Origin of the sequence: Bradyrhizobium sp. B025 (assembly GCF_042257955.1) — a bacterium.
Lineage (GTDB): Bacteria > Pseudomonadota > Alphaproteobacteria > Rhizobiales > Xanthobacteraceae > Bradyrhizobium > Bradyrhizobium diazoefficiens.
In genome coordinates, this window is record NZ_CP170150.1 from 1,596,957 (window position 1) to 1,622,278 (window position 25,322).

The window sequence follows — 25,322 nt, forward strand, 5'->3', positions numbered from 1 at the left end:
ACTTGCGGGAGGAACTGATGCTGCTCAGCGGTAAGACGGCCATCATTTCGGGCGCGGCCTCGCCGCGCGGGATTGGGCTTGCCACCGCCCGGCGGTTCGCCGCCGAGGGCGCTCGGGTCGCCATTCTGGATATTGACGCCGGCGCTGCGGCGGATGCTGCGGCATCGCTTGGAAATTCCCATATCGGACTAGGGTGCGACGTCGCCGACAAATCGTCCTGCGCGCAGGCGGTCGCCCGCGTGATCGAAGCCTTTGGCGGCATCGATGTTTTGATCAACAATGCCGGCATCACCCAGCCAGTGAAGTTCCTGGAGATTTCGGCGGCCGATTGGGATCGCATCCAGGATGTCAATCTGAAGGGTGTTCTGTTCCTCTCCCAGGCCGTGATCCCGCACATGCGAGCACGGAAGTCCGGATCGATCGCATGCATGTCGTCGGTCTCGGCCCAGCGCGGCGGTGGAATTTTTGGCGGCCCGCACTACTCCGCGGCGAAAGCCGGTGTGCTTGGTCTTGCCAAGGCGATGGCCCGTGAGTTCGGTCCGGATGGCATTCGCGTCAATTGCGTCACGCCCGGCCTGATCGGCACCGATATCACAGCGGGCAAGCTGACCGACGAGATGAGGGCAAAGATCCTGGAAGGCATTCCGCTCAATCGTCTCGGCACGGCCGAAGACGTCGCCGGGATCTACACCTTCCTAGCCTCGGATCTCTCCGCTTATGTGACCGGCGCCGTGATCGACGTCAACGGCGGCATGCTCATCCACTGAGCCAGCAAGACAAGGTCAGATCGATGGAACCCGTGACCAAGACCCTTACGAATACGCCCAAGCTGGCGGACCGCGCCTACAACATTCGCCGCAACGCCCTGCGCATGGGTGAGGTCCAGGGCCAGGGCTATATCGCACAGGCGCTGGACATCTCCGACGTTCTCGCCGTGGCCTATTTTCATGCGATGCGCTATCGGCCCGAAGATCCTTCTTGGGAGGAGCGCGACCGCTTTTTGCTCTCCAACGGGCACTATGCCATCGCGCTCTACGCGGCCTTGATCGAGGCGGGGATCGTCCCCGAGGAAGAGCTCGAAACTTATGGCAGCGACGAGAGCCGGTTGCCGATGTCGGGCATGGCCTCCTACACACCCGGAATGGAAATGTCGGGCGGCTCGCTCGGGCTCGGACTGAGCATAGCCGTTGGCATGTGCCTCGGCCTCAAGCGCAAGAAATCCGGGGCGCGGGTGTACACCTTGTTCTCCGATGGCGAACTCGATGAAGGCTCGGTCTGGGAGGCCATCCAGTCGGCTGGCCACTACAAGCTCGACAATGTGATCGGCATCGTCGACGTCAACAATCAGCAGGCGGACGGTCCTTCCACGCAGGTCATGGCGTTCGAGCCGCTGGTGGACAAGCTTCAGGCCTTTGGCTGGTTCGTGCAGCGCATCAACGGCAATGATCTCGATGCCGTGGTTGCCGCCTTTGACGCGGCCAAGTCCCATCCCGAGCCCAAGCCGCGGATGATCGTCGCCGACACGCTCATGGGGAAGGGTGTTCCCTTCCTCGAGCAGCGCGAAAAGAGCCATTTCATCCGCGTCGAGCCTCATGAATGGCAGCTCGCGCTTGCCGCGCTGGAAGCCGGGAGGCAGGCATGAAGACCGTCAGATCAGCACCGCAGCCCGGCAAGCCGCGCCTGACCACCTCCGCCATGATCGCATCGATCGCGGCCGAAGGACAGAAGACGAAGCCGGCGCCTTTTGGACACGCGCTCGTCGAGCTCGCACGCAGCCGTCCTGATGTGGTCGGCATGACGGCCGATCTCGGCAAATACACCGACCTGCACATCTTCGCGAAGGAATTTCCGGACCGCTATTACCAGATGGGCATGGCCGAGCAGCTCCTGTTCGGCGCAGCCTCCGGCCTTGCCGCCGAAGGCTTCATGCCTTTCGCGACCACTTACGCCGTGTTTGCATCGCGGCGGGCCTACGACTTCATACACCAGACGATCGCGGAGGAAGACCGCAACGTGAAGATCGTCTGCGCATTGCCGGGCCTGACCTCGGGCTACGGCCCGAGCCATCAGGCAGCGGAGGATCTCGCGCTGTTTCGCGCCATGCCGAATATGATGGTCATCGATCCCTGCGATGCCCACGAAATCGAGCAGTTGGTGCCTGCTATCGCGGCGCATCGCGGGCCGGTCTACATGCGTTTGCTGCGCGGCCAGGTCCCGGTCGTGCTGGACGAATATGATTACAAATTCGAACTCGGCAAGGCCAAGCTGATCCGTGACGGGAAGGACGCCCTGGTCATTTCCTCCGGCATCATGACCATGCGTGCGCTCGAGGCCGCGCAAACCTTGAAGGACGACAGCGTCGATATTGCAGTGCTGCATGTTCCAACCATCAAGCCGCTCGATACCGAGACGATCTTGCGTGAAGCCGGCAAGTCGGGCCGCCTTGTCGTGGTTGCCGAGAACCACACAACGATTGGAGGTCTCGGCGAGGCGGTTGCCGCACTTCTGATGCGTTCAGGCGTCCATCCGCCATTCCGCCAGATCGCATTGCCGGACGAGTTTCTTGACGCCGGTGCACTTCCGACCCTGCACGACCGCTACGGGATTTCCACGGCAGAGGTCGCACGGCAGATCAAGCAGTGGCTTTAGCGTAGCGGCGCTAAGCTCCAATCGAGCCAAGCCCAGGTGAGGAGTTACGCCCGTCGCAGGTTGCGGCGGCGAGTGATTGCTCCTGCCCAAATACCGGCGGTCGAGAGCCGGCAAGCGAAGAACTCGGAAAGCTGCACGCCAGCCTGCGCTGATGCAACGGGTAGCAACTTCAATGAAGGACCAGGAGGAAAACATGACTGCATCGAAGCCCGGAAGCATCAGTCGCCGTTCGCTGTTGATGGCCGCCACCACCGTTCCTCTCTGCGGGATTCTGACCCGTCCGGCGTCTGCCGCGGAGTTCGTCTACAAGTTCGCGACCGGACAGGATCCAACGCATCCGGTGAATATCCGGGCGCAAGAGGCGATCGACCGTATCCGCGAAGCGACGAGCGGTCGGCTGGAGATCAGGTTGTTTCCGGCCAACCAGCTCGGCTCCGACACAGAGCTTTTGACTCAGGTTCGCAGTGGCGGCGTCGAGTTTTTCAACCAATCGTCCTCGATCCTTGCCACCCTCGTGCCTACCGCAGGCATCGTGAACACCGGCTTCGCATTCGCCGACTACGACAGCGTATGGAAGGCGATGGACGGCGACCTCGGCACCTACATCCGGGCGCAGATCTCTAAGACGCAGATCATGGCGGTGTCGAAGGCCTGGGACAACGGCTTTCGTCAGGTGACCTCGTCGGGCCGCGAGGTCCGGACGCCGGATGATCTGAAGAATTTCCAGATCCGCGTTCCGCCCGCGCCGCTGCTCACCTCGCTCTTCAAGGCGCTCGGCGCCGGGCCGACGCCGATCAACTTCAACGAGGTCTATTCCGCGTTGCAGACCAAGGTCGTCGACGGCCAGGAGAATCCGTTGCCGATCATCGCGACCGCGCGTCTTTACGAAGTGCAGAGCACGTGTAGCCTCACCGGGCACGTCTGGGATGGCTACTGGATTCTGGGCAACAAGCGCGCCTTCGAGCGCCTGCCCAAGGATGTGCAGGAGATCGTGACGCGCGAGCTCGATCGCTCCGCGGTCGATCAGCGGGCAGACATCGCAAAGCTCAGCCAGTCCCTGCGCGCCGATCTGTCGACCAAAGGTCTCAAGTTCATCGACGTCGATCGTGCCGCTTTCCGCCAGGCGCTGTCTAAGACCAGCTTTTACGCCGACTGGAAGGGCAAGTTTGGCGAGGAGGCATGGTCTCACCTTGAAAAAGCCGCGGGCCAGCTATCATGACCAGCGTGAGCCATACGCCGCATGTGGATACCGGGCTCGCGGCCGGCAGATCTCAAGCGAATTCGCGCCGATGGGTGGTGACAGCGAACATGGTGCTTGGCCACGCTGTCGCAGTCCCGGCGGCCTTGCTCGTGCTGGCGGAGATCGTGGTGCTGTCCGCGGGCATCGTGGGCAGATACGTATTCCGCTCGCCGATCGTCTGGTCCGACGAGTTTGCCGGCATTCTCTTCCTCTGGCTCGCCATGCTCGGGTCTGTGATTGCGTTCCAGCGCGGCGAGCACATGCGGATGACCGCCATCGTCGGCGTGCTCAGTGCGGAGCTCCGCGCGTTCCTGGATGTCATAGCGGCCGCGGCGTCGCTGGCATTTCTCGTGCTCGTCGTTTGGCCGGCCTATGAATTCGCCGCCGACGAGGCCTTCGTCACCACTCCGGCGCTCGAGATCGTCAACACCTGGCGTGCGGCAGCGCTGCCGATCGGCATCGGGCTGATGCTGATCGCAGCCGTCCTCCGGCTCATCCGCATCGCGAGCCTGCGCAGCTTGCTGGCCTCCCTGGCGATCGTCGCAGGCATCATCGGAACGTTCATTCTGCTGGCGCCGGTCTTGAAGGCACTTGGCAATCTGAATCTTCTGATCTTCTTCGTTTTCGTGGTCGGCGCGATGGTCTTTGCGGCCGTGCCGATCGCGTTTGCATTTGGCCTCGCCACGGTCGGCTATCTCGCCCTGACAACCAGCACGCCCGACGTCGTGATGATCGGACGAATGGACGAGGGCATGAGCCATTTGATCCTGCTTGCCGTGCCTCTCTTCGTCTTTCTCGGCCTTCTGATCGAGATGACGGGCATGGCGCGCGCCATGGTCAGCTTCCTGGCAAGCCTTTTGGGCCACGTGCGTGGCGGACTGCACTACGTGCTGGTCGGGGCGATGTATCTGGTCTCAGGCATCTCCGGCTCCAAGGCGGCGGACATGGCTGCGGTGGCTCCAGTGCTGTTTCCCGAGATGCGGCAGCGTGGGGCCAAGCCCGGCGATCTCGTTGCGCTCCTGGCCGCGACGGGGGCGCAGACCGAGACGATTCCCCCGTCACTCGTTCTGATCACGATCGGCTCGGTGACCGGTGTGTCGATCTCGGCGCTGTTCACCGGCGGGTTGCTTCCGGGCGTGGTGCTCGCGATCATGCTCGCGGCCGTGGTGTGGTGGCGATACCGCCGCGAGGACCTGTCTCACGTCAAACGGGCGACGGGGCGGCAGATTGGCCGCGCCTTTGTGATCGCGATACCGGCCATCGCGCTGCCATTCGTGATCCGGACCGCCGTCGTCGAAGGCGTTGCGACGGCAACGGAGGTCTCGACCATCGGGATCCTGTACTCGGCCTGTGCGGGACTCTTCATCTATCGGCAGTTCGACTGGCGCCGCATCTATCCGATGCTGGTCGAGACGGCTTCGCTGTCGGGGGCGATCCTGCTCATCATCGGCGCGGCGACGGGCATGGCCTGGGCGCTGACCCAGTCGGGATTTTCTGCCTCTCTTGCAAAGTTCATGACCAGCCTTCCCGGCGGAGTACCTGTCTTCCTTGCCGTGACGATCGTGACCTTCGTGATCCTGGGCAGCGTTCTGGAAGGGATCCCGGCCATCGTCTTGTTCGGCCCGCTCCTGTTCCCGATCGCGCGGCAGGTCGGGGTGCACGATGTCCACTACGCGATGGTGGTCGTTCTCGCGATGGGCATCGGCCTGTTCGCGCCACCGTTCGGCGTCGGCTACTACGCGGCTTGCGCCATCAGCCGCATCAACCCGGACGAGGGCATGAAGCCGATCGTGGGCTACATGATCGCGCTTTTGATCGGCACGCTGATCGTCGCGGCCGTGCCCTGGCTATCGATCGGCTTCCTTTGACGCATCTGCGGGACGCCTTGCGGGACAAAACCGCGAGGCACCTCGTCAGGCGAACTTCGGCAGATGCAGCGGCAGGCCCTCGCAGGGCATATCGATCTCTTCGACTTGCCCCTTGCCGACTTCAGTCACGCGTAGCTTCTTGCCCTCGAGCGTGAAGGCACAATTCGTCGGCTGCGGCCCATCCAGGATCAGCCGGTCGACGACTTCACCCCGTCGGTCCAGCACCCTGACGTTCTTCTGGTTGTAGACCGTGCAATAGAGGCGGCCATCCGTGCCGAAGGCCATCCCGTCCGGACCTTTGAAATCGGGATTGGCATTCGGTTGCAGGACGTTGCCGAAGACCTCGCGTCTAGGCGAGGCTTCGCCGAGCACGTCATATCGGTAGATCTCGCCGGTGAAGGACGCGTTGGCATAGAGGTGATTGTCGGAGCCGAAAGCAATGCCGTTGGTGAAGCGGATCTTCCGATCGAGCACGCGTAGCACCTTCATGGCCGCCGGATCGATCTCATACACACGGCCGTCCCAATCAAGGTCCATATAGCCGTCGACGAAGGCCTGGCCGTTGATGAAATCTTCGGCCGCCATGCCGGAGTCGGTCAGGTAGAGCAGTCCGTTCGGGCCGAAGCAAAGATCGTTCGGAAATAGAAAGCGGTCCGTACCTTCGCCCTGCATGCGCCGGATCTCGTTTCCGCCGTCGTCGATGCAGATCAGCGCCCGGAGGCCTGCTTCCGCGATCCAGATCCGGCCGTGGCCATCAGTCGTCAACCCGTTCGGACGCCCGCCAGTCGTCCGGATCACCCTGCGATTGCCGCGAGAGTCAAGCCGTGTGATGCAAAGGGTCGACGCGGACATTTCGGTCACATACATCGATCCATCGGGCAGGCACACCGGCCCCTCCGGAGCTCCAATTCCGGTGGCAAACAGTCTCGACGCCATTTTTTCCTCCCGTTCTCCAGATTGCCGGCGCTCGTTACGAGATGACCAGGCCGCTGGCCGGATCGATCAGCACCACGCGATTGAGGTCGATGGCGAGGTTGATCCGCTCGCCATGGCTGCTGACGTCATGAGCCTGCAACTCCGCGACCGCATCGACGCCGCCGATCTTGATGGTGGTGAATGTACGGGTCCCCGTCGGCTGAATGAGGTCGACGACGGCCGAATAGGAGACCACCCCGTCGCGCGGAGGTCCGCCGCCAGCCCGGCTGAAGTGCTGGGGTCGAATGCCCACCAGAACTTCTTGGCCATCCGCACCTGTCCGCAATTTGGCTCTTGCATTCGGAAGCGTCAGCGCACCGCCGGACTGAAACACAACTGCGGCGCAGCCGCCGCTTGTCTTGAGGTCGCCGGGACGAGGTTGATCGACGGAGACCCGAGGAAGCCGGCCACAAAGCCCGTACGAGGCTGCTCGAACAGTTCAAGCTGAGCCCCCTGCGGAAACACCTTCATCCTGAAGCCGTCGGAACGTGATCCATCCGCTTCGCTAATCATGGCGGAATGGCTGAAGGAAGCCGGCCTGCCGGATGGCGTCTTCAACGTGGTGCAGGGTGATAAGGAAGCCGTCGACGCGCTACTGCATCATCCGAACGTCTCGGCGGTCAGCTTCGTAGGGTCCACGCCCATTGCGCAGTACATCTATTCGACCGCCGCGAATACCGGAAAACGCTGTCAGGCTCTCGGCGGCGCCAAGAACCACATGATCGTGATGCCCGATGCCGACATGGATCAGGCGGTTGATGCACTGATGGGTGCCGCTTACGGCTCCGCCGGCGAACGCTGCATGGCGATTTCTGTTGCCGTGCCGGTCGGCGAGGGGACCGCGGACAAGCTGATCTCAGCCTTGGAGCCGAAGGTTCGAGGCCTGAAGGTCGGGCCGGGTACCGATCCCGAGGCCGAGATGGGTCCTATCGTCACGAAGCAGCATCTGGACAAGGTCCGAAGCTACATCGATGCGGGCGTTGCGGACGGCGCGAAGTTGCTCGTCGACGGACGCAAATTCAAAATGCAGGGCTACGAAGACGGCTTCTTCCTGGGCGGGACTTTGTTCGATCACGTCAAGCCGAGCATGAAGATCTACAAGGAGGAGATCTTCGGGCCAGTGCTCTCGGTCGTGCGAGCACCGGATTATGCGACGGCCGCGCGGCTGATCAATGAGCACGAGTTCGGCAACGGGACATCGATCTTCACACGTGACGGCGATGCTGCTCGTGAATTTGCTCACCAGATCAAGGTCGGCATGGTCGGCATCAACGTTCCGATTCCGGTGCCGATGGCCTTCCACTCCTTCGGTGGATGGAAAGCGTCGATCTTCGGCGATCATCACATGCATGGACCGGAAGGCGTCCGCTTCAACACGCGAATGAAGACAGTGACAAGCCGCTGGCCAACCGGAATACGGGCCGGTGCCGAATTCGTCATGCCGACCATGTCATGACGGCTGCCGGATACTGCTTTTGTCTGTTCTCCCAGACTGCGAGGGCCATCGGCCCTCGTTCTTTTCATAGGTCATTCTAACGGCCTCTGTCTTAGAGAAATGCTCGAGCATGCCGCAGACAGTTGTGTTCGGCCGTAGCTCGAATGGCGGGTTTTGGCGCCCAAGAAACTTAAAAATGCTTTATCTTTCATTTGGGATTGACTGACACTCTCTCCGTCATTGGCGCGATTTTGTACGCCTCCGCATTTCGACTGAGGTCGACCGCGGGCGCCGAAAAAGTTGGGGTGCGGCCACGCATACTCGGGCCACAGCGACATACGCCTTGCGGCGGCCGATCTTGTCCGAAAGACTGACGAACACGACATACAGAGGCACGGTGATGATAGTCGCGCCGATAAGCATGTAGTTCGCCGTCAGATTCTCGACGCGGAGCACTTTGGCCAACAAGAAGAGCGAATAGAATTGACCTGTGTACCGGATCACGGCCTGCGCTGGCGCGAATTCAATTCAGTATTGGTCAAGCCGGTCTAACATTTCGCGCACACGAAAAGCGAGTTTTGCCTGAGAGATCGGCTTCTCTAATAGCTCGACGCCCTCATCAAGGCGCCCTTGGTGGACCACGGCATTTCGCGAGTAACCTGTCATGTACAGGATCTTGATGCCTGGGCGGATCTGCTGTGCGCGCCGGCCCATCTCCCGTCCATTGATTCCCGGCATGACGACATCCGTCAGCACAAGATCAACCTTCGGCTCTTCCTGCAGAAGGATGGTCAAGGCAGCCTGGGCGCTGGATGCCACAACCACGCGATAATTTAAATCTCGCAGAAGCTCAGAAACATATGCACGCAGGTCCGTATCATCTTCGACGACGAGTATCGTCTCCAGTTTCTCACCTTCCGGGCGAAACTCGTCTGCATTACCCTCGGCGGGTCGAGCATCTCCATGGTAGCGGGGGAAATACATTCTGATGCTGGTACCTTGGCCGACTTCGCTGTAGATCTTCACGTGCCCACCCGACTGCTTTACGAAACCATAGACTTGGCTAAGTCCGAGGCCTGTCCCTTGCCCGAGCTCTTTCGTGGTAAAAAAAGGCTCGAAAGCATGATTGAGGACGTCCGCGGTCATCCCGGTCCCAGTGTCTGTTACGCAAACGATGACATAATGGCCCGGGGAGAGCTCAGGATTCACTCGGCAATAGTCCTCGTCAGCTAATACGTTCATAGCCTCGACCGTGAGTTTACCGCCATCCGGCATCGCGTCGCGTGCGTTGATACCGAGATTGATAATGGCAGACTCGAGGTGGTTGGTATCAGCCTCGATCGACCAGAGACCCGCACTTCCGACGGTTTGAACTTCGATGCGTTCACCGAGGGTACGTTGCAGAAACTCCTGCAATCCATTCAGAAAAATATTCAGATTGATAGGCTGCGGATCCAGCGCTTGCCGACGGGAGAATGCGAGCAGGCGGCTAGTCAGTGCTGCGGCACGCTGCGCGCCGCGCTTGGCATTGGAGAGTGCCCGCTGAAGATTCGTGCTGTTAGTCAGGCCGCGGCTGTTCCGCTCCGCGGTCTCAAGGTTGCCAAGCACGATCATCAGGAGATTATTGAAGTCGTGCGCGATCCCGCCGCTGAGCTGGCCTACCGCTTCGAGCTTCTGAGAGGCGGCTAACTGCTGCTGAGTGCGCTGGAGTTCGTCCTGGGCCTGCTTTCGCTCGGTTACGTCACGCGTTACTTTTGCAAACCCAACCAATTCGCCGGCCTCGTCGGTGATGCGATCGATGACAACTGACGCCCAAAAGCGACTGCTGTCCTTTCGCACTCGCCAACCTTCAGCCTCGAAGCGTCCCAATTTGGCCGCTTCGGCGAGCGCCCGTTTCGGTACGCCAGTTTGAATATCTTCAGGCGTGTAGAAGCGACTGAAGTGCTGACCGATAATTTCATCCGGATCGTAGCCTTTGATGCGCTGTGCACCCGGATTCCAGGTGGTTATATTGCCGGCAGGATCCAGCTGAAAAATCGCATAATCGACAACAGCCTCGATCAATCGACGGTATCGTCGCTCGCTCTCCAGCAGATCGTTGTGGGCCTGCTGACGTTCTGTGATGTCGCGCGTGACCTTTGCAAAGCCGATCACCTGACCTTGCTCGTCGCGGATCGCATCCACGACGACTAACGCCCAAAAGCGGGTCCCGTCTTTGCGGACGCGCCACCCTTCGGAACTGAACCGGCCGGTCTCTGCCGCAATTTTCAACGCTGTTTGGGGAAGCTCTTTCGCGCGATCCTCGGGCGGATAAAACAATGAGAAGGACTTGCCGATGATCTCGTCCGCTGAGTAGCCCTTCAATCGCTCGGCACCGGAGTTCCAACTGCGCACGGTGCCATCTACATCGATCATGTAGATGGCGTAGTCCACGATGGAGTCGATGAGCAGTTGAAGCGGCCGCGCGTCGGCGACCCCGTCGAGCTTTGTTTGCAGTGTTTTCAACGGGTGGAGCGCTCCCAAACAGGTTCAACGTATTTGGATGCGGGATTGTTCCGTACACCGTGGCATTGTGCCCCTGTCGCCGTGGCCGGCCGAGCAATGCTTAAGACCACAGGATCGCAAGTGGTGAGTATCGCCGTCGAGGCTCCGGCTTGGCCGGGGAACCCTGCCCGGGAGCAGAAGTTTCCATAAATCAAAGGCGGCTCCGCCTGCGGCGAAACGGGGGTTGATATGGATGAGGAAAAGCGGTTGCTCGACGGCTGTGAGCTCCCGAGGATTTCCACCGGAAATTTTGGTCTAGATGACATTCTCGGAGGCGGCTTTGATCCCGAGAGAATGTATCTGTTTGAAGGCCAACCCGGTTCAGGCAAGACAACCCTCGCTCTGGAATTTTTGCTGGAAGGAGTTCGCGTCGGCGAACCGACCCTCTACATCACGCTATCGGAGACTGAGCAAGAATTGCGTCTGGTCGCAAAGCGTCATGGGTGGTCGCTCAACGGCATTACAATCTTTGAATTGATCCCGCCTGAGACCACGCTGGATCCGAGCCAGGAACTCACGGTGCTGCATCCGGCCGAGATGGAGCTTAGCGAAACCACGCAGATGATCTTTGACCGGGTCGAGGCACTGGCGCCGGCGCGAATTGTACTCGATAGCCTGTCGGAGCTTCGCCTGCTGGCACAAAGCCCCCTTAGATACCGCCGTCAGATCCTCGCGTTGAAACACTTCTTTTCAGGTCGCAAGTCCACTGTGGTTTTGCTTGATGACCTTTCATCACAGCAGAACGATCTGCAATTGCATTCGATCGCCCATGGCGTTGTGCTTCTTGAACAGTTGGCAATCGATTACGGCGCGCAGCGGCGACGCCTTCGTGTCGTGAAGATGCGTGGTATCGAATTCAAGGGGGGATTTCACGACTTCACCATCCGGCATGGTGGTCTCATGGTTTACCCCCGACTTGTCGCAGCAGAACATCATAAGGAATTCGACAGCGACGTCGTCTTGAGCGGCAATCCGGAACTGGACACTCTTCTGGGCGGTGGCCTTGAGCGCGGAACGAATGTGCTCCTCATCGGTGCGGCGGGCGTTGGAAAATCATCGCTGGCGCTTACCTATGCGATCGCAGCCGCAGCCCGAAACGAACGCTCCGTGATTTTTGCCTTCGACGAAGGACGCGGCACTGTGAGTGCGCGAGCGAAGACGTTGGGACTTCCACTTCAAGACGGGCTCGATAAAGGCTTGATCGATTTTCAGCAAATCGACCCTGCTGAAATGGCGCCAGGCGAGTTTGCCGACGCGGTGCGGAGCAGCGTAGAACGTGCTGACGCGCGGGTAGTGATAATCGACAGCCTCAATGGCTATCTCAATGCGATGCCGGATGAGCGCTTTTTGATTCTTCAGATGCACGAGCTGCTGAGCTATCTCAGTCATCGCGGCGCCCTGACCATCCTCGTGCTGGCTCAGCATGGCCTCGTCGGACCGATGGATACGCCGCTGGACATTAGTTATCTCGCCGATGGCGTGCTGATGCTGCGTTATTTCGAGTTTGATGGCAGCGTGCGGCGCGCACTGTCCGTCGTGAAAAAGCGAAGCGGCAATCACGAACATACGATCCGAGAATTCAAACTGAGCCACCAAGGCATCACCGTCGGACCCCCGCTAAAGGGTTTCAGTGGCATTTTCGGCGGTACGCCGGTGTACAAGGGGGAGGAGGCACCTTTGATGCCTCGGGACACCGATGGTCCGGCCTGAAACGCCAAAAGGCGTGGTTTTGGTCCTGATGCCCATTGGACGGGACGCGGCAACTGTTGCCAAGTTGATCGAAAGGGCAGGCTTACGTCCCGTGGTCTGCAACACGCTTCAGGAAGTGATAGAGAATCTCGAGTGGGTCATCGAAGTCGTGGTTGTGGCGGAGGAGGCGCTCTACGGCAATAATGCCCGCGTTCTGGAGGACTGGGTGGGCCGTCAGCCACCGTGGTCCGATCAACCCTTTGTCGTACTGACCAACCGCAATGAAGGTGGCAAGTTTGCCGCGTTCAGGCGGGAGTTGGTCATTCGCCTGCGTAACGTGGGCTTTCTCGAGCGCCCCTTGCAGGCCATCACGCTTCAGGCCACGGTACTTTCCGCAGAGCGCGCTCGAAGACGACAGTATCAAACTCGTGCGTACCTTGAGGCGCAGCGCGGCGCCTCTGCCGAACTGGAGCGTTTGGTTGCGGAGAGAACGGCTGACCTTGAGCGGGCGAACAGTCAACTCCGGGAAGAAATTGCGGGTCGCGAGCGGGCCCAGGCAGCGTTGCTGCAGGCACAGAAAATCGAGGCGTTGGGCCAACTTGTCGGCGGGGTCGCGCACGATTTCAATAACCTGCTTATGGCTGTCATCGGCAACCTCGACCTGCTTTCGAAAAAACTAGGTGAAGATGCTCGACTTCACAGGCTCCTGGATGGCGCCATGGAGGGCGCCCGCCGTGGCGCCACTCTAACACAAAGGCTACTCGCTTTTGCGCGCAAGCAGGAACTGAAGGCGCAAGCTACAGACGTCCGAAGTCTTGTGGAAGACATGATAGGCCTCATAGATCGTTCGGTGGGTCCGATGGTTCGGATCGAGCTTCACGCCGAAGACAATATGCCGGTCGTCGACGTCGACCCGAACCAGCTCGAAATGGCTCTGCTCAATCTCGCCGTGAATGCCCGGGACGCTATGATTACTGGCGGCGTCCTCACGATCGGGCTGTCCGAGCAAATTGTCGACATCGACGATCAGCTTGGTGTCCAACCAGGCCGATACGTGGTGCTCTCGGTGCGAGATACTGGAGAAGGAATGGACGCACAAACGCTGGCCCGGGCCGTAGAACCTTTCTTCTCAACGAAGGGAGTCGGCAAGGGCACGGGTTTGGGTTTGTCCATGGTGTTCGGCCTGGCGCAACAATCCGGAGGTGCCCTGCGGCTCGAAAGCACCCCCTCAAGCGGGACAACCGCCAGACTTTGGCTTCCCGTTGCCAGTGAAACGTCGCCGCCTTCCGGACGCGCGCCGAACATCGTTACCCAAGCCTCGGCGCCAGCGAAGATTCTTTTTGTAGACGACGATCTTCTGATCGCCGGCAGTACTGTCGATCTGCTGGAAGACCTGGGACATCAGGTGATTGAAGCGCATTCCGCCATTGAGGCGTTGCGGCTTCTTGAAAGTGGCTTAGCTGCTGATCTTTTAATAACCGACCACGCGATGCCAGGAATGACAGGAATCGAATTGGCCCGAGAAGTGCGCCGCCAATATCCTCGACTTCCGATCTTGCTTGCGACGGGGTTCGCTGAACTGGAAGGAAGCGAAGTGGTAGACGTCGCACGTCTCGCGAAACCTTACACGCAAGCTCAACTTGCGACGGAGATCGCGCACCTCCTGCCGAATGGAAGGGATGGCTTCTAATGCCGCTCAGCGGCAGCGTGCACCTGCCGGGTAGACGGATTTCGAGCCGTCCCTTCAGGTGGTTTGTGCGCGCGCCGTAGAAAAGCGGCGCTGCGGCCTTCCGCCGGGCGGGTTCATCGTTTCCCCCATTCGATGACGAGTGGGGGTAGTGCCTGAAACGCCGGGCCGTTATACGCGTTCGCTCAGGCCGCCTTGGACTCGATCTGGTGCACGTTGGCCTGCGCCGCGCCATTGATGGCGATGCGCAACGGCGGCGGCGTGAACTATGTTTTTTGGGGCCCGGCGCGCGGCGAAGTTCAGCTTGTGCTTCTGCTTCTCCCAACGGGCGTTGCTTACGAGCGCCCTCCAATGCGGCCCGCTCGGCCTCGATAGCCTAGTCGAACTAGCCCAGCGAGGCTTGATTGGTTCTTCAGCTTTCTCGCCCATGAGACCGGCTCGCTAGTCTGCGGGCGGGATCGGCGGGGCCGCGTTAAGAAGCTGCGATATCGCGGTTACGATCTGAGCAGGGGCAAAGGGCTTTGCAAGCAGTAGGCTGTTTGGGACGCCCTCGGACGCCCATTCCTCCCCGTGAGTGCCGGTCATGTAGATGATGGGCATCGTCGGATCGATCTCCCGGGCAGAGCGACCGACCTTCCATCCATCGAGCTTTCCCAGCAGGTTGATGTCGGTCACGACCGCCCGGAATTTGGATTCGTCGTCCTGCCTGCAAAAGAGTAATGGCTTCCTCGCCAGACGCCGTCAGGGTGGACGCAAAGCCGCCGTCTGAAAGAGCTTCTTCGACCATAGCCCGAATAAGCTTGTCGTCCTCGACGACCAGAATCTTAACCGCATCGGTCAAAGCCAATCTCCCCCTGGCTCCCTCGTCGCAGTCGCGCGGCAGGGTAAGACGTGGTGGAACAGTAAGTTCCATAATTGAGATCCTACTAGGGTATTTTCCAGCAAGGCCGCGCCAAGCACTAGACGCTAGGAAAGAGGTTAGGCGCGTAACTTATCATGCTACAAGCCGAAGGCGGGCCAGCCAGGGTTCGAAGGGACGAGTTCATGCCAACCCTCACGGGGACAGAATCCGTGACGTCTCCCGTCGCATCGACCGGGGCAACCAGACAGGAACTTCCGTACCGGTTGAGGCAACAGTCCTTGCTGGGCGAGTTCGGCCGAACCGCGCTGCAGACCCGCGACATCGGCCAGATACTCCAACGAGCGACGCAGCTCTGTGCCCAGGGTCTCGAAACACCTTTTGCCAAGGTCCTGGAGTACATGCCGGAGGAAAAACGGTTGCTGGTGAGCGCAGGCGTCGGATGGGCGCCGGAGACGATCGGCCAGATATCCCTGGGCGTCGATCTGGAGTCTCCCGCCGGCTACGCGTTCCATACCGGCCAAATCGTCATTTCCAACCACCTGCAGGAAGAAACCCGCTTTCGAACGCCGAAACTACTGTCGGAGCACGGCATCAAGCGCGCCATCAACGTTCTCATCGCGCGGGGCGGCGAAGGTCATCTACCGTTTGGTGTTCTGGAAGTCGACAGCGCTGACTCGGGTCAGTTCGATCTCGCGGATGCTGATTTCCTTGCCGGCTTTGCGGGCCTGCTCGGCATCGCCATTGAGCGGCAGCATGCCGACGCCGAGCTCCAAAAAGCCCTCGAGCACCAAGCCATGTTGACTCGAGAGATGAGCCACCGTGTCAAGAACAGCCTGGCGTCGGTGGTAGGCCTGCTCCGCGTCCAGTCCCGCAGCGCACAGTCCGAGGAAGTTCAAAACGCGCTCAAGGACGCCGCTTCCCGCATCACGACGATCGCCCAGGTTCACGACCACCTGTGGCGCAGCACCAGGATCGGGTTTGTCGATATTGCGGACTTCGCGGGCGAGCTTTGCAGGAAGCTGCAAGAAACGCTCGCCTACAAGATTGACTGTAAGTTCGACCACCTGATGATTCCGGCGGACAAGGCAATTCCGCTTGGCCTCCTGATCAATGAGCTTGTCACGAACGCGGCGAAGCACGCCTACTCCGACAAGTCCGGCGAAATCCAGGTGGCGGGCGCGGGGCGCGGAGCCGATTTGCATGTCGTGGTAGCGGATCAGGGCGTGGGACTGCCGGCGGATTTCGATATGGACCAGCCGCGAGCGAGCCTGGGCTTCAAGGTGATCAAGAGCCTGCTTGCCCAACTCAATGGACGCATCGCGGTCTCATCAAACGAGCCAAAGGGCACAACAATCCAACTTGATGTGCCGCTCGATTAGAGGAAGTTCCGTCCATCCTACATCCCGGACCTGTCATGGCTTCACGAACTGATAGGCGAAGCGATCGGTCTCGCCCTTGATCGAGGGATCGAACACCTTCATCGAGTGCGGATCGTCCTTGTTCGCGAGCATTGTGCTTTCCGCGTCCAGTACGAAGCCGGCCGCCTCCACCTCCTCGCAGTGAGATTCATGCACTCGTGGATGCCAACGGCCTGCCGGTCCGGCTGGCGCTGACGCCCGACGAGGCTCACGAGAATCGGCTTGCCAGAAAGCGACTATCTTGTCTGAAGCGCGGATCGATGCAGCTTTCTGACGTGGCTACGACGCCGACTGGATTAAGGAGCTCGCCACGAAGAACGGCGCATGGGCCAACGTCCCGCCAACCCGATCTGCTTCGCTCACCGTGCACCAAGATGGTGCACCATGTTTTGCCGGCGCCCCACTGACCCGACAGCAAGCCATGCCCCACCGCTGGCATCAGCCGTTTGATTAGCCATGCCTTGAGCGGCCGCGGATCTGCATCCCCGTGTGAATTGTGAATAAAGTGCGGCAACTTCGGATCCTGCCGCGACGCCTCATCGATTTCGTCGAGATCATCCTCAATATCGTCTTCGTCTGGATCTGGCGCCGGTGTCTCCGGTTTAGGCGAAATTGGCTTGAGTATCTCCCGCGGCGCGTTTCGACAATTTTCTCGGGCGCCTTCATGCCGTCGAGCAGCGGCAACGCCCTATCAGTGTACTTGCTGGCGCTCCTGGAGATCTCGCGGGAAGTCGACCCTCTGCGAAATAGCGGCCGGCAACCTACTCGTTGCGTTGCCACACGCACGCTCGATGTTTCAGCGAGCGCCGTTCTCGTTGCGAAAGGCAGCAATGAAATCGCAACGAATTGGGTGAAACGACCGTGAACAAAACGGGACGAGGACGATCACCACACCAAGAAAGATCAATAACTTAGAAGATGCTCACTGCGTTCGGGACGCCGTGGTCTTAAGCCATCAGATCGCAACTTGAACCGAATGTCGGTATCGGTGGTTGCGCCTCCGCAATTTGAACCTGCGAAAATCTTGCCCGACCAGGCCGAGAACTGCGCACCGCTATGCAACCGAGCTCGGCGAATTGCTTAGCTAGGTACCGTAGATACAGGCCCTATGAGAAAACTTTTCGGTCGCTCCGTCAGTACGGTTCAACCAGAAGCATTTCGTACCGAAGTCAGCAGTTCGGACGTTAAAGTGGGTAATTCCGCATCCCTTCTTGGCCTCGGCATCGGGATGGTGCTCCAGTGCCGCTCGTAGAATCACTGTGTCATTGGCGCCAACCCGATCGCCCACGTCGTACCGGTGAAGCATGTCATTCAAATAAGCAACGGCGTCACCTCTTTTGGCGAAGTGCAGTGGGCCGAGGTCGATCGGCTTCGCGGGCATGTGAAACCTCCATTCCAATCAAGCGGTAGAATTGCTGTCCACGTCGTCGAGCGGCAGAAGCCGCTCGCGTAGCTCGCGGACGATGATGACCGGGAAATCCATGGCTTCGAGCTGACCTTCGCGTTCGGTGACCCACGCCACGCATTCCTCCTTACTGAGATCGGTCTTCTCGTACAAGGCAACCGCGCTCATGCGGGAGAGACCGAGTTCCATGAGTGAGAGGAGGGTCCTCGACGAAATACCAAACTCAAGTTGTGTGCCGATGTCCAAGCCGTGATCAATCAGGTCCTCACGGTTGATCTGGCGGAGATGCATGTGCAGGACATCCATGTAGGCGGACAGATACTTCGGCGCCTTGAATCGCGCGACTTGCTCGACCAGCTCCATCGTGTTGCGGATCTGCACCGGAAGGCTGTAGGTCCTACCGGTGGTACGGTGCCACTCGATGTTCCCGCGGATCATCTCGGCCAACCTCAAGGACTCGGGCGCCTATCTGCTCACCACATTCATGCGGCTCGGGTCCATTTCGGCGGCCAGTCTCTCGAAGCGCCACGATGCCGCGTCGATGGCATATTGCCGAAGTGGAACGCGACCCCGCGTTCAACGAGCGGTGCAAGGCGGAAGTTGGGGCGTACGCCCTTCCGGGCGAGGTCGGCGAGCTGTGCAAGCTCCGGATCGATTGAGCCAGGCTGAGGCAGGAGCTGGCTAACCAGATCGGCGACATCCTCCGACTCTCCGGCGCCGTTCGTGTAGACGAGCGTTCCGCCTCTCTGGCCCGCCGCTGCGGCGATGGGTGAAGAGACGGAGACGATGCAATGCGTCATCGTTCAGACCGGCGCGGATCACCACGTCGATCTCGTCACGGATCGCGACGGCATCGAGAGTTGCGAGATGGCGGCGAGCCACCATCGAATCGCCGACGCTCAACGCAGCGTGCGCGCGCAGAAGCGCGAGCTTGTCGGTCGGCGAGGGCTCACGCATCATTGGCGGGAGCCTTCGAGTGATCGACCGCTTCGTACAGGTTGAGCGGCAGCAAGTAGGGGTTGGGGAATTTCACCGAGCCGTCGAGCGCGCGGAGCTTGAAGGGACGCTTCTCTTCGAGCGCGCTCTTCAGCGCGTCTTGCATCCCGTTCGACCACCCCCGATCCGTGTAGAAGACGGAGTAGTGGGCGGCCTCGCGCCAAGCGAGACCAAGCGCGATCCCCAGCGCGCGCTCATCCGGCTTGGTGTCGTCGAGAACCTGAGTGAGCAGAAGGTGCGAAGCCTGGGCGCTCTCGCCGCGAAGCGCGCAATCCTTCAGGCAACGCCGCGCGTAGGCGACGTTGTCGTTGACCGCCCCAGCGTAGGGCGACTCCAAAACTACTAATTTGATGCTTTGCATGGTCCGTTGCCTCTCCCGAGTGGCAACGGACCATATGGACTCCTATCCGTTATGTCAACGGATGGTGACGGATGGCGACGGACAAATCAATCGGACTAAGTCAAACTAATTCACAAGAACCGATAATGCGCTCCAGCGCCTTCACCTGGGATCGGGGGATATCGATGTCGGCTTCCCCGTTGAGGCACCGCACTGTGATCTTGTCGGTGGAGATCGTGACGATCTGCCGAATCGCAACGCGGTCGTCCTTTTGGCGCACTAGCGCGAAGCCACCATGCACCACGGGCTTGTTTGGGCTCACAACGACAACTTCACCGATCCGGTAGCGCGGAGCCATGCAGTCGTCGGGAACAGTGATGGCGTAGGCATCGCCGTTCGAAGTTATCGACGAGGTCCATGCGGTCCGACGATCTGCTCTCAGAGCGAAGAAGCCGTCAGGATCGGTCAAGCCGATCTGGAACAATGGAATCGCTGCGGCGGGGAGAGGAGCTTCAGCCGCGACGGTTTCGCGCATTGGCAGCAGGTTGGAGGGTGGAAGGTTTCGGGGGCTGCTCTGAGTACCGAAGAAATAGTCGGCGTCGGCGTCCAAAACAGTTCCAAGCTTAGCAAGTGTCTCGCGCGTTGGATTTAGCGAACGTCCTGAAAGAATGTCGTTCGCGTATGTGAGTCCTAGCTTCGCTCGAACCGAAGCCTCTCTTCCCGATAGTCCGGCGGCCACCAGACGTTCCGCAATCCTCGCCTTGATGGTTTCGAGCGCCGGATGCGCTTTGGTGCGCTTCTCATCTGCTCGCGACTTCATTCCCAGCCCCCCACGCACTCTGCTGATCACCATTTCGATAGCCCCTTCTTCTCTAAACTAGCTGTCTCGGGATCGCTACTCGAAGACAAATGCCCTGTTACCAATGCCCGGCGACGGACCGTCCGATGAATTTTGTTATTCATCCGTTGCCATCCGTTGACGCCTCCGATTCCGTCCGTTACAGAAAGTTCAGCGGTTTCACGGAAAAGTTGCCAACTGATTCGGCTTAAAGCCGGATAGGTGACGGATGTCAAGCGGTATCGACGGATGGAATTTGTTAACGAAACGAAGGAAGCGCTGGTCGCGCGCGTCGGGGCGCTCGAACAGAGGTTCGTCGAACTGCGCAACTCTATGCGCGCATCCGCCGCTCTGCCCGCCAACTGGCGGTTGACCCCCAAGGAACGCGACCTGTTCCTGTCGCTGCTCGCGAACGACACCGTCACGAAAGAGATGGCGATGCTCGTTCTCTACGGCACCGAAGATCGCCCGGATCACAGCGTCGCGATGTTCATGTCGCGCATCCGGTCGAAGACCGAACCCCATTCCGTGAAGATCGAGACGATCAATCGCACCGGCTACCGGCTTGTTGACCGGCTGGTGTGGACGAAGACTTTGAAGCTCGACGCCGTCGAGCACTAACCGGGGAGCCACATGGCAATCTCACTGAAGGGCAGCGTCAAGAAGAAGTCGGCTGCCGAAGACCAACCGATCATTACGATCTATGGCGTGCCGAAGATCGGCAAATCGTCGCTGGCTGCGGAGTTTCCGCGTCCGGTGTTTATCCAGACGGCGGCTGGCGAAAGCGTCCCGGCGGGCATCGTCGCGGACACCATCGAAGTCCGCAGCTACAACGATCTGTGCGAGGCCATCGGCGCGCTCGTCAACGAAGAGCACAACTACGCCACGGCGATCTTCGACTCGACGACGGGCCTCGAAAACCTGATCCGCGCGGAAGCCTGCGCGCGCAACGGTTGGAAGACCATCGAAGAGCCCGGCTACGGCAAGGGCTACAAGATCGCGGCGACGATCTTCCTCGAATACATCGACGGCATCATGACGCTGCGCTCGCATCGGCAGATGGCCGTGGTGCAACTCGGTCACTGCGATATCAGCCGCTTCGAATCGCCGACGACCGATCCGTATTCGCGCTATCGCGTCAACCTGCACAAGGACGCCGCCGACATCATCGAAGCGAACAGCGACGTGATCGCGTTCCTCAACTTCAAGGCTTCGATCAAGAAGGTCGATGCGGGCTTCAACAAGCAGCTTACGCACGCTGAAGGCGGCGGCACTCGCTGGATGTTCCTCGAAGAGCGCCCCGGCTTCATCGCTGGCAACCGCTTCAGCATGCCCGCTGAGATGCAGTTCAAGAAGGGTGAAGGCTACGCGGCGCTCGCCAAGTACCTGCCTGCGCCCCTCGCTGAAGCCGCCTAATCACCACCAACACAACGCCATAGGAGATAAACATGGCACAACTGAACGTGAACCTCTCGGACGTGAATGAAAAGGATGCGGAAGGCGGTGGTGGTGTAATCATCCCGCGCGACCGCTACCTGCTCAACATCGTCGAGGGCGAGGTCAAGCGCAACTCGAAGAACACCGGTGATCTGTTCGAGTACAAGGCGGAAGTCGTCGAAGGCGATTCACGCATCAGAACATCACCGCGCAGAAGATCGGTCAGGCTCAGTTGGCCGCGCTCGCCGAAGCGACCGGCATCGGCAAGGCCAACCTGACCGACACCGACCAGCTTCTGTTCCAGCCGTTCTACGCCGATCTCGATGTCGAGACCTACAAGGGCCGCGACAACTCCGACAAGGAACGCATGGTCGTGAAAAAGTTCATCCATGCGGGCAACGCGAACGAGCCGCCGCCGAGCAAGCCCTCGCGGACGCCGAGCTTCTTCACCTTGTCCCAATAGGTGTCCTTCATCGACTTGGCTTCGACGACGTGCCAAGTCTTGGGAGCTTCCGGCAGGCCGAGCACCTTGCCGTCCGTCTTGCCGCGAACGTGGCCGGACACGGCCGTCACGCGGTATTGCTTGCCGCGATCATCGACATCGTCCACTTCGCAGCCGATCATGCGCAGCGCGTGGAGCAGCCGCGTCTCTTCGATCTCGCCGGTCTCGAACGTGATGGCCTTCAGGCCGTCAATCACTTCGGGCTTCGAGGCCCAGCGGAAGGCGTACCAAAGCGCTCGCTCGCACTCTTCACCGAGCAGCGAGATCGAGATGCCGATAGAGTCCCAAGCTTGGCTGCGCGCCTTCGCATAGGCGGCATAGATGGCTTCGGTCGTGGCGCTATGGGGTCTCGGCAACGGTGCCATCAGACAAGCCTCTATCGTTCGCGCCGAAGCGCGTTGTGCAGACTGGATTGTGAGGGGGAGGAAGAAGGTGCCGGGGCCGAAGCCCCGGCGTTAGTTCCAGCGTGCCGTTAGGCGGTACGCTGCCAAGGCATCTGACGGCCGCCGCCGGACGCAGCCGCCCCGCCGTTCTGCGTGGAGCGCGCGGTCGAGGGGTTCGCCTGGGTGGTGGTCGTGGTGGTGGCCTTCACGTTGTCGTTCGCGGCCGGGGCGGGCCGGTGGCTCGGGTCCAAGTACCGCGCGGTCGCCCCTTGGCGTTCGTCCGGCTCGGGACGCCCCATGGCGAAGCGCCACCCGAACCTGTCGTTCGATCCGAGCGGCATTCAGGACTTCGGCACCATGGAGACCTTCACGCCCATCAACGTCGTCATGAAGGCGATGGAGCTTGGCGAGGCGCAGCGGGACGCGGCCGTGCAATGGCTGGGCGAGCAGCTTGGCTATAACTTCGGCGTCGAGATCGACCTGCGCTCGCGCCGGAAGGAAGCCGCGCTGATGGCGGAAGCCGCTCAACGTGACGCCGCCCGGATCGCTTCGCGCGAGAAGGCCATCCTTGAAGCTGCGCCGAGCATGGAGCCGGGCTCTTGGGTCGAGCGCCAGATGGCGGCGGGCATTACCCCGTGGGTCAAGACGAACCCGCAGCCCTATGAACTGGCGGCGCTCGCAACGATCACTGGCGTGCCCGCTACGGTGCCTGCGGAGCCCGCTGGCGAGGCCGCTGAAGATCCTTCTACGGATGCCGACCACAACGAAACGACGCCCACGATGGCGGAATTGGAGGCCCTGTGCCATCCGCCGGGATTGGTCGGGGGCATCATGGATTGGATCGCCGCGTCAACGTCGAGCCCGTCGCGTCCGCTCGCCCTGGGGCCTGCTCTGGGCTTCGTGGGGACGCTCGCTGGGCGGCATCACGCGGGACCGACCAATCTCCGCACCAACCTCTACATCGTCGCCCTGGCCCCCGCTGGCTACGGCAAGGACCATCCTCGCAAGGCACTGTCCCGGCTGGCCGTGGAAGCGGGCCTCGATCGCTATCTCGGGCCGGAAGGCTTCCTGTCCGACTCGGCGCTCCGCAAGACCATCGAGCACAACCCGTCGCAGTTGTCGCTCATGGACGAGTTCGGGGCCTTCATCGCGAAGATCATGGACCGGCGCGCCGGGACGCATCAGTCGAGCATTCGTCAGATGCTCATGCAGATGTTCACTTCGGCGGACTCGCTCTATAAGGGCACCGCGTCGGCGGCCGAAAGCGCCGTGCCGATCTATAACCCCAACTTCTCGATCTATGGCACGTCCACGCCTCACGACTTTTGGCCGTCCATGTCGGGCAAGGGCATCTCGGACGGTTTCCTGCCGCGCTGGCTCGTCCTCACGATCACCGGCGACCCGGCGGACGGCGTTGAGCCGAAGGCGTCGCTCGAACCGCCGACCAAGCTGATCGAGGATTGCCGGGCGATCATCACCCACAACGGGGCGGGCAACCTGGGCGACTCGTCGTCGCGTCCGATCCTGCGGCCTCGCGTGGCCGATTGGGGCGTCGGCGCGAAGGAACGGTGGATGGAACTGAGGTTGGCGTTCAAGCGGCGAGGGGAGGCGTGTTCGCCCGACCTGGCTGCTTTGTGGACCCGCACCATGGAAGTCGCCCTGCGCATCGCCCATATCGTCGCCATCGGCGTCGATCCTATCCGGCCCGTGCTAACGCGCGATCTGGTCGATTGGGCGGCGAAGCTGATGGAGCTTTCGACCCGGCACTGCATCGTCGAGGTCAGCGACCGGCTGGCCCTCAACGATAAGCAGGCCGAGTACCTGAAGGTCCGCCGCTGGATCAAGGAAGCCGGATCGGACGGCGTGACTAGCTCGACGCTGAAGAAGATGGTCAACGGCGAGTTCGACCTGCGCCGCCTGAACGACATCACCCAACAGCTTCTCGAGTCCAAGCAGATCGAGCAGCGGTTCGCCTCGACCAAGACCGGCGGTCGCCCCTCGCATCGGTGGTTCGCACTGTGATGGAGCGGAGTGCCTTTTTACTCTACTTTCTGAATAGGATAGGCAGGCGAATGGGGCGCACGCTGCTAACGTACGCCCCCCTCGTTTAGCGCTAGGACCTTCGCGGCGCCGCGTCCATTCACGAAACAGCCGCTATTTCCTGCCAAGGTCTCTCTTTATTGCGGCTGTTCTACTCCATGCGCATTCGTTCGAGGTACTGCGCCAAGAGGGATGACGGATCACCACCTGAAGAGGTCGTTTCGGCACTTTCGTCACTTGCTTCAGAAGCGGTGTCACTAGAAGCGGTGTCACTATCCTCGACCTTAGTAAGATACTTAGTAGGTTTGTCTACTCGCTGCCACTCGTTGCTCTCGTTCTTCGTCCACACTTCGGGATGCTGGTTAGGATCAAGCACCCAATTATTATCACCCATGTGGACAAAACCCATTTTGGTCAGGCGGGGTTCCATGCCCTCCATGCCAGGACGTGACAAGACCAAGGGATGGTCGCCGTCCTGTCGCAGTTGATGCTCCAGCAGAATATCGCCCGCGTTCTCGACCAACGGATGAGTAACCCGAAGCTCAACCACGGACGTGAACTGCTCGGTCGGCCCACCTGCTTTTAAAAGCCCGACAGTTTCGTCACCTAACTGATAGCTGTAGAATCGTCCTGGCTTGTTTGAATATTCGGGAGTGTTGAGGTAGGCTCCAGCAACCGCTCTTGTGCGCCAAGCCTTCTTGGACACGTGATCCGAGTACTCTTGTGGGTTACCGGCGATGTGCGTGATGTCGTCGCCGTCCAAAAATCTCCTCAGTCCGTTTTCGAAGGAGCGTTGATGATAGATCTCTATGATCGGCGGCTTGGAAGCCAGAGAGTATGGCGTCGTTGTCACCGACGACGACGTACCGGGCTCCATACCCGCAACTGTGTCCGCAAATCGGGGGCTCTCTCCCTCATCTCCAGATTCATCAACATGGCTGGCGCTTCCAGGCTGGCTGGACGATCCAATGATTCTACCATACATCAGATTCGCTCTCCTCTCGGCACAATTGC

General features: G+C 60.4%; 22 protein-coding genes and 3 pseudogenes. 14 read left to right on the plus strand and 11 right to left on the minus strand.

The window, feature by feature from the left end; genetic code table 11:
* Positions 1-17 precede the first annotated feature (17 nt).
* The 5 genes from ACE10W_RS07340 (at position 18) to ACE10W_RS07360 (ending at position 5,757) form a co-directional block, all read left to right on the plus strand.
* Positions 18-767: an SDR family NAD(P)-dependent oxidoreductase gene (locus ACE10W_RS07340; protein WP_271554402.1), complete on the plus strand. Its 750-nt coding sequence runs from the start codon at positions 18-20 to the stop codon at positions 765-767.
* Positions 768-790: 23 nt separating this feature from the next.
* Positions 791-1,642, plus strand: coding sequence for a transketolase (locus ACE10W_RS07345; RefSeq protein ID WP_370204084.1), 852 nt, complete (start codon positions 791-793; stop codon positions 1,640-1,642).
* Positions 1,639-2,649 carry a transketolase family protein gene (locus ACE10W_RS07350; protein ID WP_304550878.1) on the plus strand — a complete coding sequence of 337 codons (1,011 nt, stop codon included), beginning with the start codon at positions 1,639-1,641 and terminating at the stop codon, positions 2,647-2,649. Before ACE10W_RS07345 ends, ACE10W_RS07350 begins: the two co-directional genes overlap by 4 nt.
* A gap of 193 nt (positions 2,650-2,842) precedes the next feature.
* Complete coding sequence (locus tag ACE10W_RS07355) at positions 2,843-3,868, plus strand: TRAP transporter substrate-binding protein (protein ID WP_304550879.1); 1,026 nt, start codon at positions 2,843-2,845, stop codon at positions 3,866-3,868.
* Complete coding sequence (locus ACE10W_RS07360) at positions 3,865-5,757, plus strand: TRAP transporter large permease subunit (protein ID WP_018646980.1); 1,893 nt, start codon at positions 3,865-3,867, stop codon at positions 5,755-5,757. The genes ACE10W_RS07355 and ACE10W_RS07360 overlap by 4 nt, the downstream gene beginning before the upstream one ends.
* Positions 5,758-5,802: 45 nt before the next feature.
* Here ACE10W_RS07360 and ACE10W_RS07365 read toward each other — a convergent pair whose 3' ends face one another.
* The 3 genes and pseudogenes from ACE10W_RS07365 to ACE10W_RS07375 form a co-directional block, all read right to left on the minus strand.
* Complete coding sequence (locus ACE10W_RS07365; RefSeq protein ID WP_011084962.1) at positions 5,803-6,693, minus strand: SMP-30/gluconolactonase/LRE family protein; 891 nt, start codon at positions 6,691-6,693, stop codon at positions 5,803-5,805.
* Between the two features lie 34 nt (positions 6,694-6,727).
* Complete coding sequence (locus ACE10W_RS07370; protein ID WP_231166575.1) at positions 6,728-6,985, minus strand: hypothetical protein; 258 nt, start codon at positions 6,983-6,985, stop codon at positions 6,728-6,730.
* Between the two features lie 36 nt (positions 6,986-7,021).
* A pseudogene (locus ACE10W_RS07375) lies at positions 7,022-7,066 on the minus strand (hypothetical protein); the annotation flags it as partial.
* 120 nt (positions 7,067-7,186) lie between these two features.
* Between ACE10W_RS07375 and mmsA the strand changes: the two are divergent.
* Positions 7,187-8,188: pseudogene (gene mmsA / locus ACE10W_RS07380) on the plus strand (CoA-acylating methylmalonate-semialdehyde dehydrogenase); the annotation flags it as partial.
* Positions 8,189-8,695: 507 nt separating this feature from the next.
* Here mmsA and ACE10W_RS07385 read toward each other — a convergent pair.
* Positions 8,696-10,672, minus strand: coding sequence for a PAS domain-containing sensor histidine kinase (locus ACE10W_RS07385; protein ID WP_231166574.1), 1,977 nt, complete (start codon positions 10,670-10,672; stop codon positions 8,696-8,698).
* A 228-nt stretch (positions 10,673-10,900) separates the two neighbouring features.
* On the opposite strand from ACE10W_RS07385, the gene ACE10W_RS07390 reads away from it, so the two are divergent.
* Together ACE10W_RS07390 and ACE10W_RS07395 are read left to right on the plus strand one after the other, a co-directional pair.
* Positions 10,901-12,421, plus strand: coding sequence for an ATPase domain-containing protein (locus ACE10W_RS07390; RefSeq protein WP_018646982.1), 1,521 nt, complete (start codon positions 10,901-10,903; stop codon positions 12,419-12,421).
* A complete protein-coding gene (locus ACE10W_RS07395) occupies positions 12,408-14,090 on the plus strand; it encodes an ATP-binding protein (RefSeq protein WP_014497707.1) in 1,683 nt (560 codons plus the stop codon). The genes ACE10W_RS07390 and ACE10W_RS07395 overlap by 14 nt, the downstream gene beginning before the upstream one ends.
* A gap of 438 nt (positions 14,091-14,528) precedes the next feature.
* Here ACE10W_RS07395 and ACE10W_RS07400 read toward each other — a convergent pair whose 3' ends face one another.
* Entirely contained in the window at positions 14,529-14,762 is a 234-nt protein-coding gene (locus ACE10W_RS07400; RefSeq protein ID WP_014497706.1) for a hypothetical protein, read from the minus strand.
* Positions 14,763-15,131: 369 nt separating this feature from the next.
* On the opposite strand from ACE10W_RS07400, the gene ACE10W_RS07405 reads away from it, so the two are divergent.
* Positions 15,132-16,328 carry a sensor histidine kinase gene (locus tag ACE10W_RS07405; protein ID WP_014497705.1) on the plus strand — a complete coding sequence of 399 codons (1,197 nt, stop codon included), beginning with the start codon at positions 15,132-15,134 and terminating at the stop codon, positions 16,326-16,328.
* Positions 16,329-16,507: 179 nt separating this feature from the next.
* A pseudogene (locus ACE10W_RS07410) lies at positions 16,508-16,710 on the plus strand (transposase); the annotation flags it as partial.
* Positions 16,711-17,451: 741 nt separating this feature from the next.
* Here ACE10W_RS07410 and ACE10W_RS07415 read toward each other — a convergent pair.
* From ACE10W_RS07415 to ACE10W_RS07430, 4 genes are all read right to left on the minus strand, one after another.
* Positions 17,452-17,748 (minus strand): DCL family protein, encoded by a 297-nt coding sequence (locus tag ACE10W_RS07415; RefSeq protein WP_018646984.1) that lies wholly within the window; start codon positions 17,746-17,748, stop codon positions 17,452-17,454.
* Positions 17,749-17,766: 18 nt separating this feature from the next.
* A complete protein-coding gene (locus tag ACE10W_RS07420; protein ID WP_026312617.1) occupies positions 17,767-18,210 on the minus strand; it encodes a hypothetical protein in 444 nt (147 codons plus the stop codon).
* Between the two features lie 511 nt (positions 18,211-18,721).
* Positions 18,722-19,129, minus strand: coding sequence for a hypothetical protein (locus tag ACE10W_RS07425; RefSeq protein ID WP_038967866.1), 408 nt, complete (start codon positions 19,127-19,129; stop codon positions 18,722-18,724).
* A 100-nt stretch (positions 19,130-19,229) separates the two neighbouring features.
* Complete coding sequence (locus ACE10W_RS07430) at positions 19,230-19,928, minus strand: LexA family transcriptional regulator (protein ID WP_244442003.1); 699 nt, start codon at positions 19,926-19,928, stop codon at positions 19,230-19,232.
* A 240-nt stretch (positions 19,929-20,168) separates the two neighbouring features.
* Here ACE10W_RS07430 and ACE10W_RS07435 point away from each other — a divergent pair, with 240 nt between their 5' ends.
* The 3 genes from ACE10W_RS07435 to ACE10W_RS07445 are packed head-to-tail and all read left to right on the plus strand — an operon-like array spanning position 20,169 to position 21,661.
* The gene (locus tag ACE10W_RS07435; protein WP_244442004.1) at positions 20,169-20,567 is read left to right on the plus strand and encodes a helix-turn-helix domain-containing protein; all 399 of its coding nucleotides are present in this window, start codon (positions 20,169-20,171) and stop codon (positions 20,565-20,567) included.
* 12 nt (positions 20,568-20,579) lie between these two features.
* Positions 20,580-21,362 carry an ATP-binding protein gene (locus ACE10W_RS07440; RefSeq protein WP_038967868.1) on the plus strand — a complete coding sequence of 261 codons (783 nt, stop codon included), beginning with the start codon at positions 20,580-20,582 and terminating at the stop codon, positions 21,360-21,362.
* 32 nt (positions 21,363-21,394) lie between these two features.
* On the plus strand, positions 21,395-21,661 hold the full coding sequence (locus tag ACE10W_RS07445) for a hypothetical protein (protein ID WP_304550880.1): 267 nt from the start codon (positions 21,395-21,397) through the stop codon (positions 21,659-21,661).
* Between the two features lie 55 nt (positions 21,662-21,716).
* Here the strand turns inward: ACE10W_RS07445 and ACE10W_RS07450 are convergent, their stop codons facing one another.
* On the minus strand, positions 21,717-22,250 hold the full coding sequence (locus tag ACE10W_RS07450; RefSeq protein ID WP_304550881.1) for a hypothetical protein: 534 nt from the start codon (positions 22,248-22,250) through the stop codon (positions 21,717-21,719).
* Between the two features lie 171 nt (positions 22,251-22,421).
* On the opposite strand from ACE10W_RS07450, the gene ACE10W_RS07455 reads away from it, so the two are divergent.
* Positions 22,422-24,290, plus strand: a complete 1,869-nt coding sequence (locus ACE10W_RS07455; RefSeq protein ID WP_304550882.1) for a hypothetical protein — start codon at positions 22,422-22,424, stop codon at positions 24,288-24,290.
* A 169-nt stretch (positions 24,291-24,459) separates the two neighbouring features.
* Here ACE10W_RS07455 and ACE10W_RS07460 read toward each other — a convergent pair whose 3' ends face one another.
* A complete protein-coding gene (locus tag ACE10W_RS07460; protein ID WP_244442005.1) occupies positions 24,460-25,293 on the minus strand; it encodes a host specificity protein in 834 nt (277 codons plus the stop codon).
* Positions 25,294-25,322 lie beyond the last annotated feature (29 nt).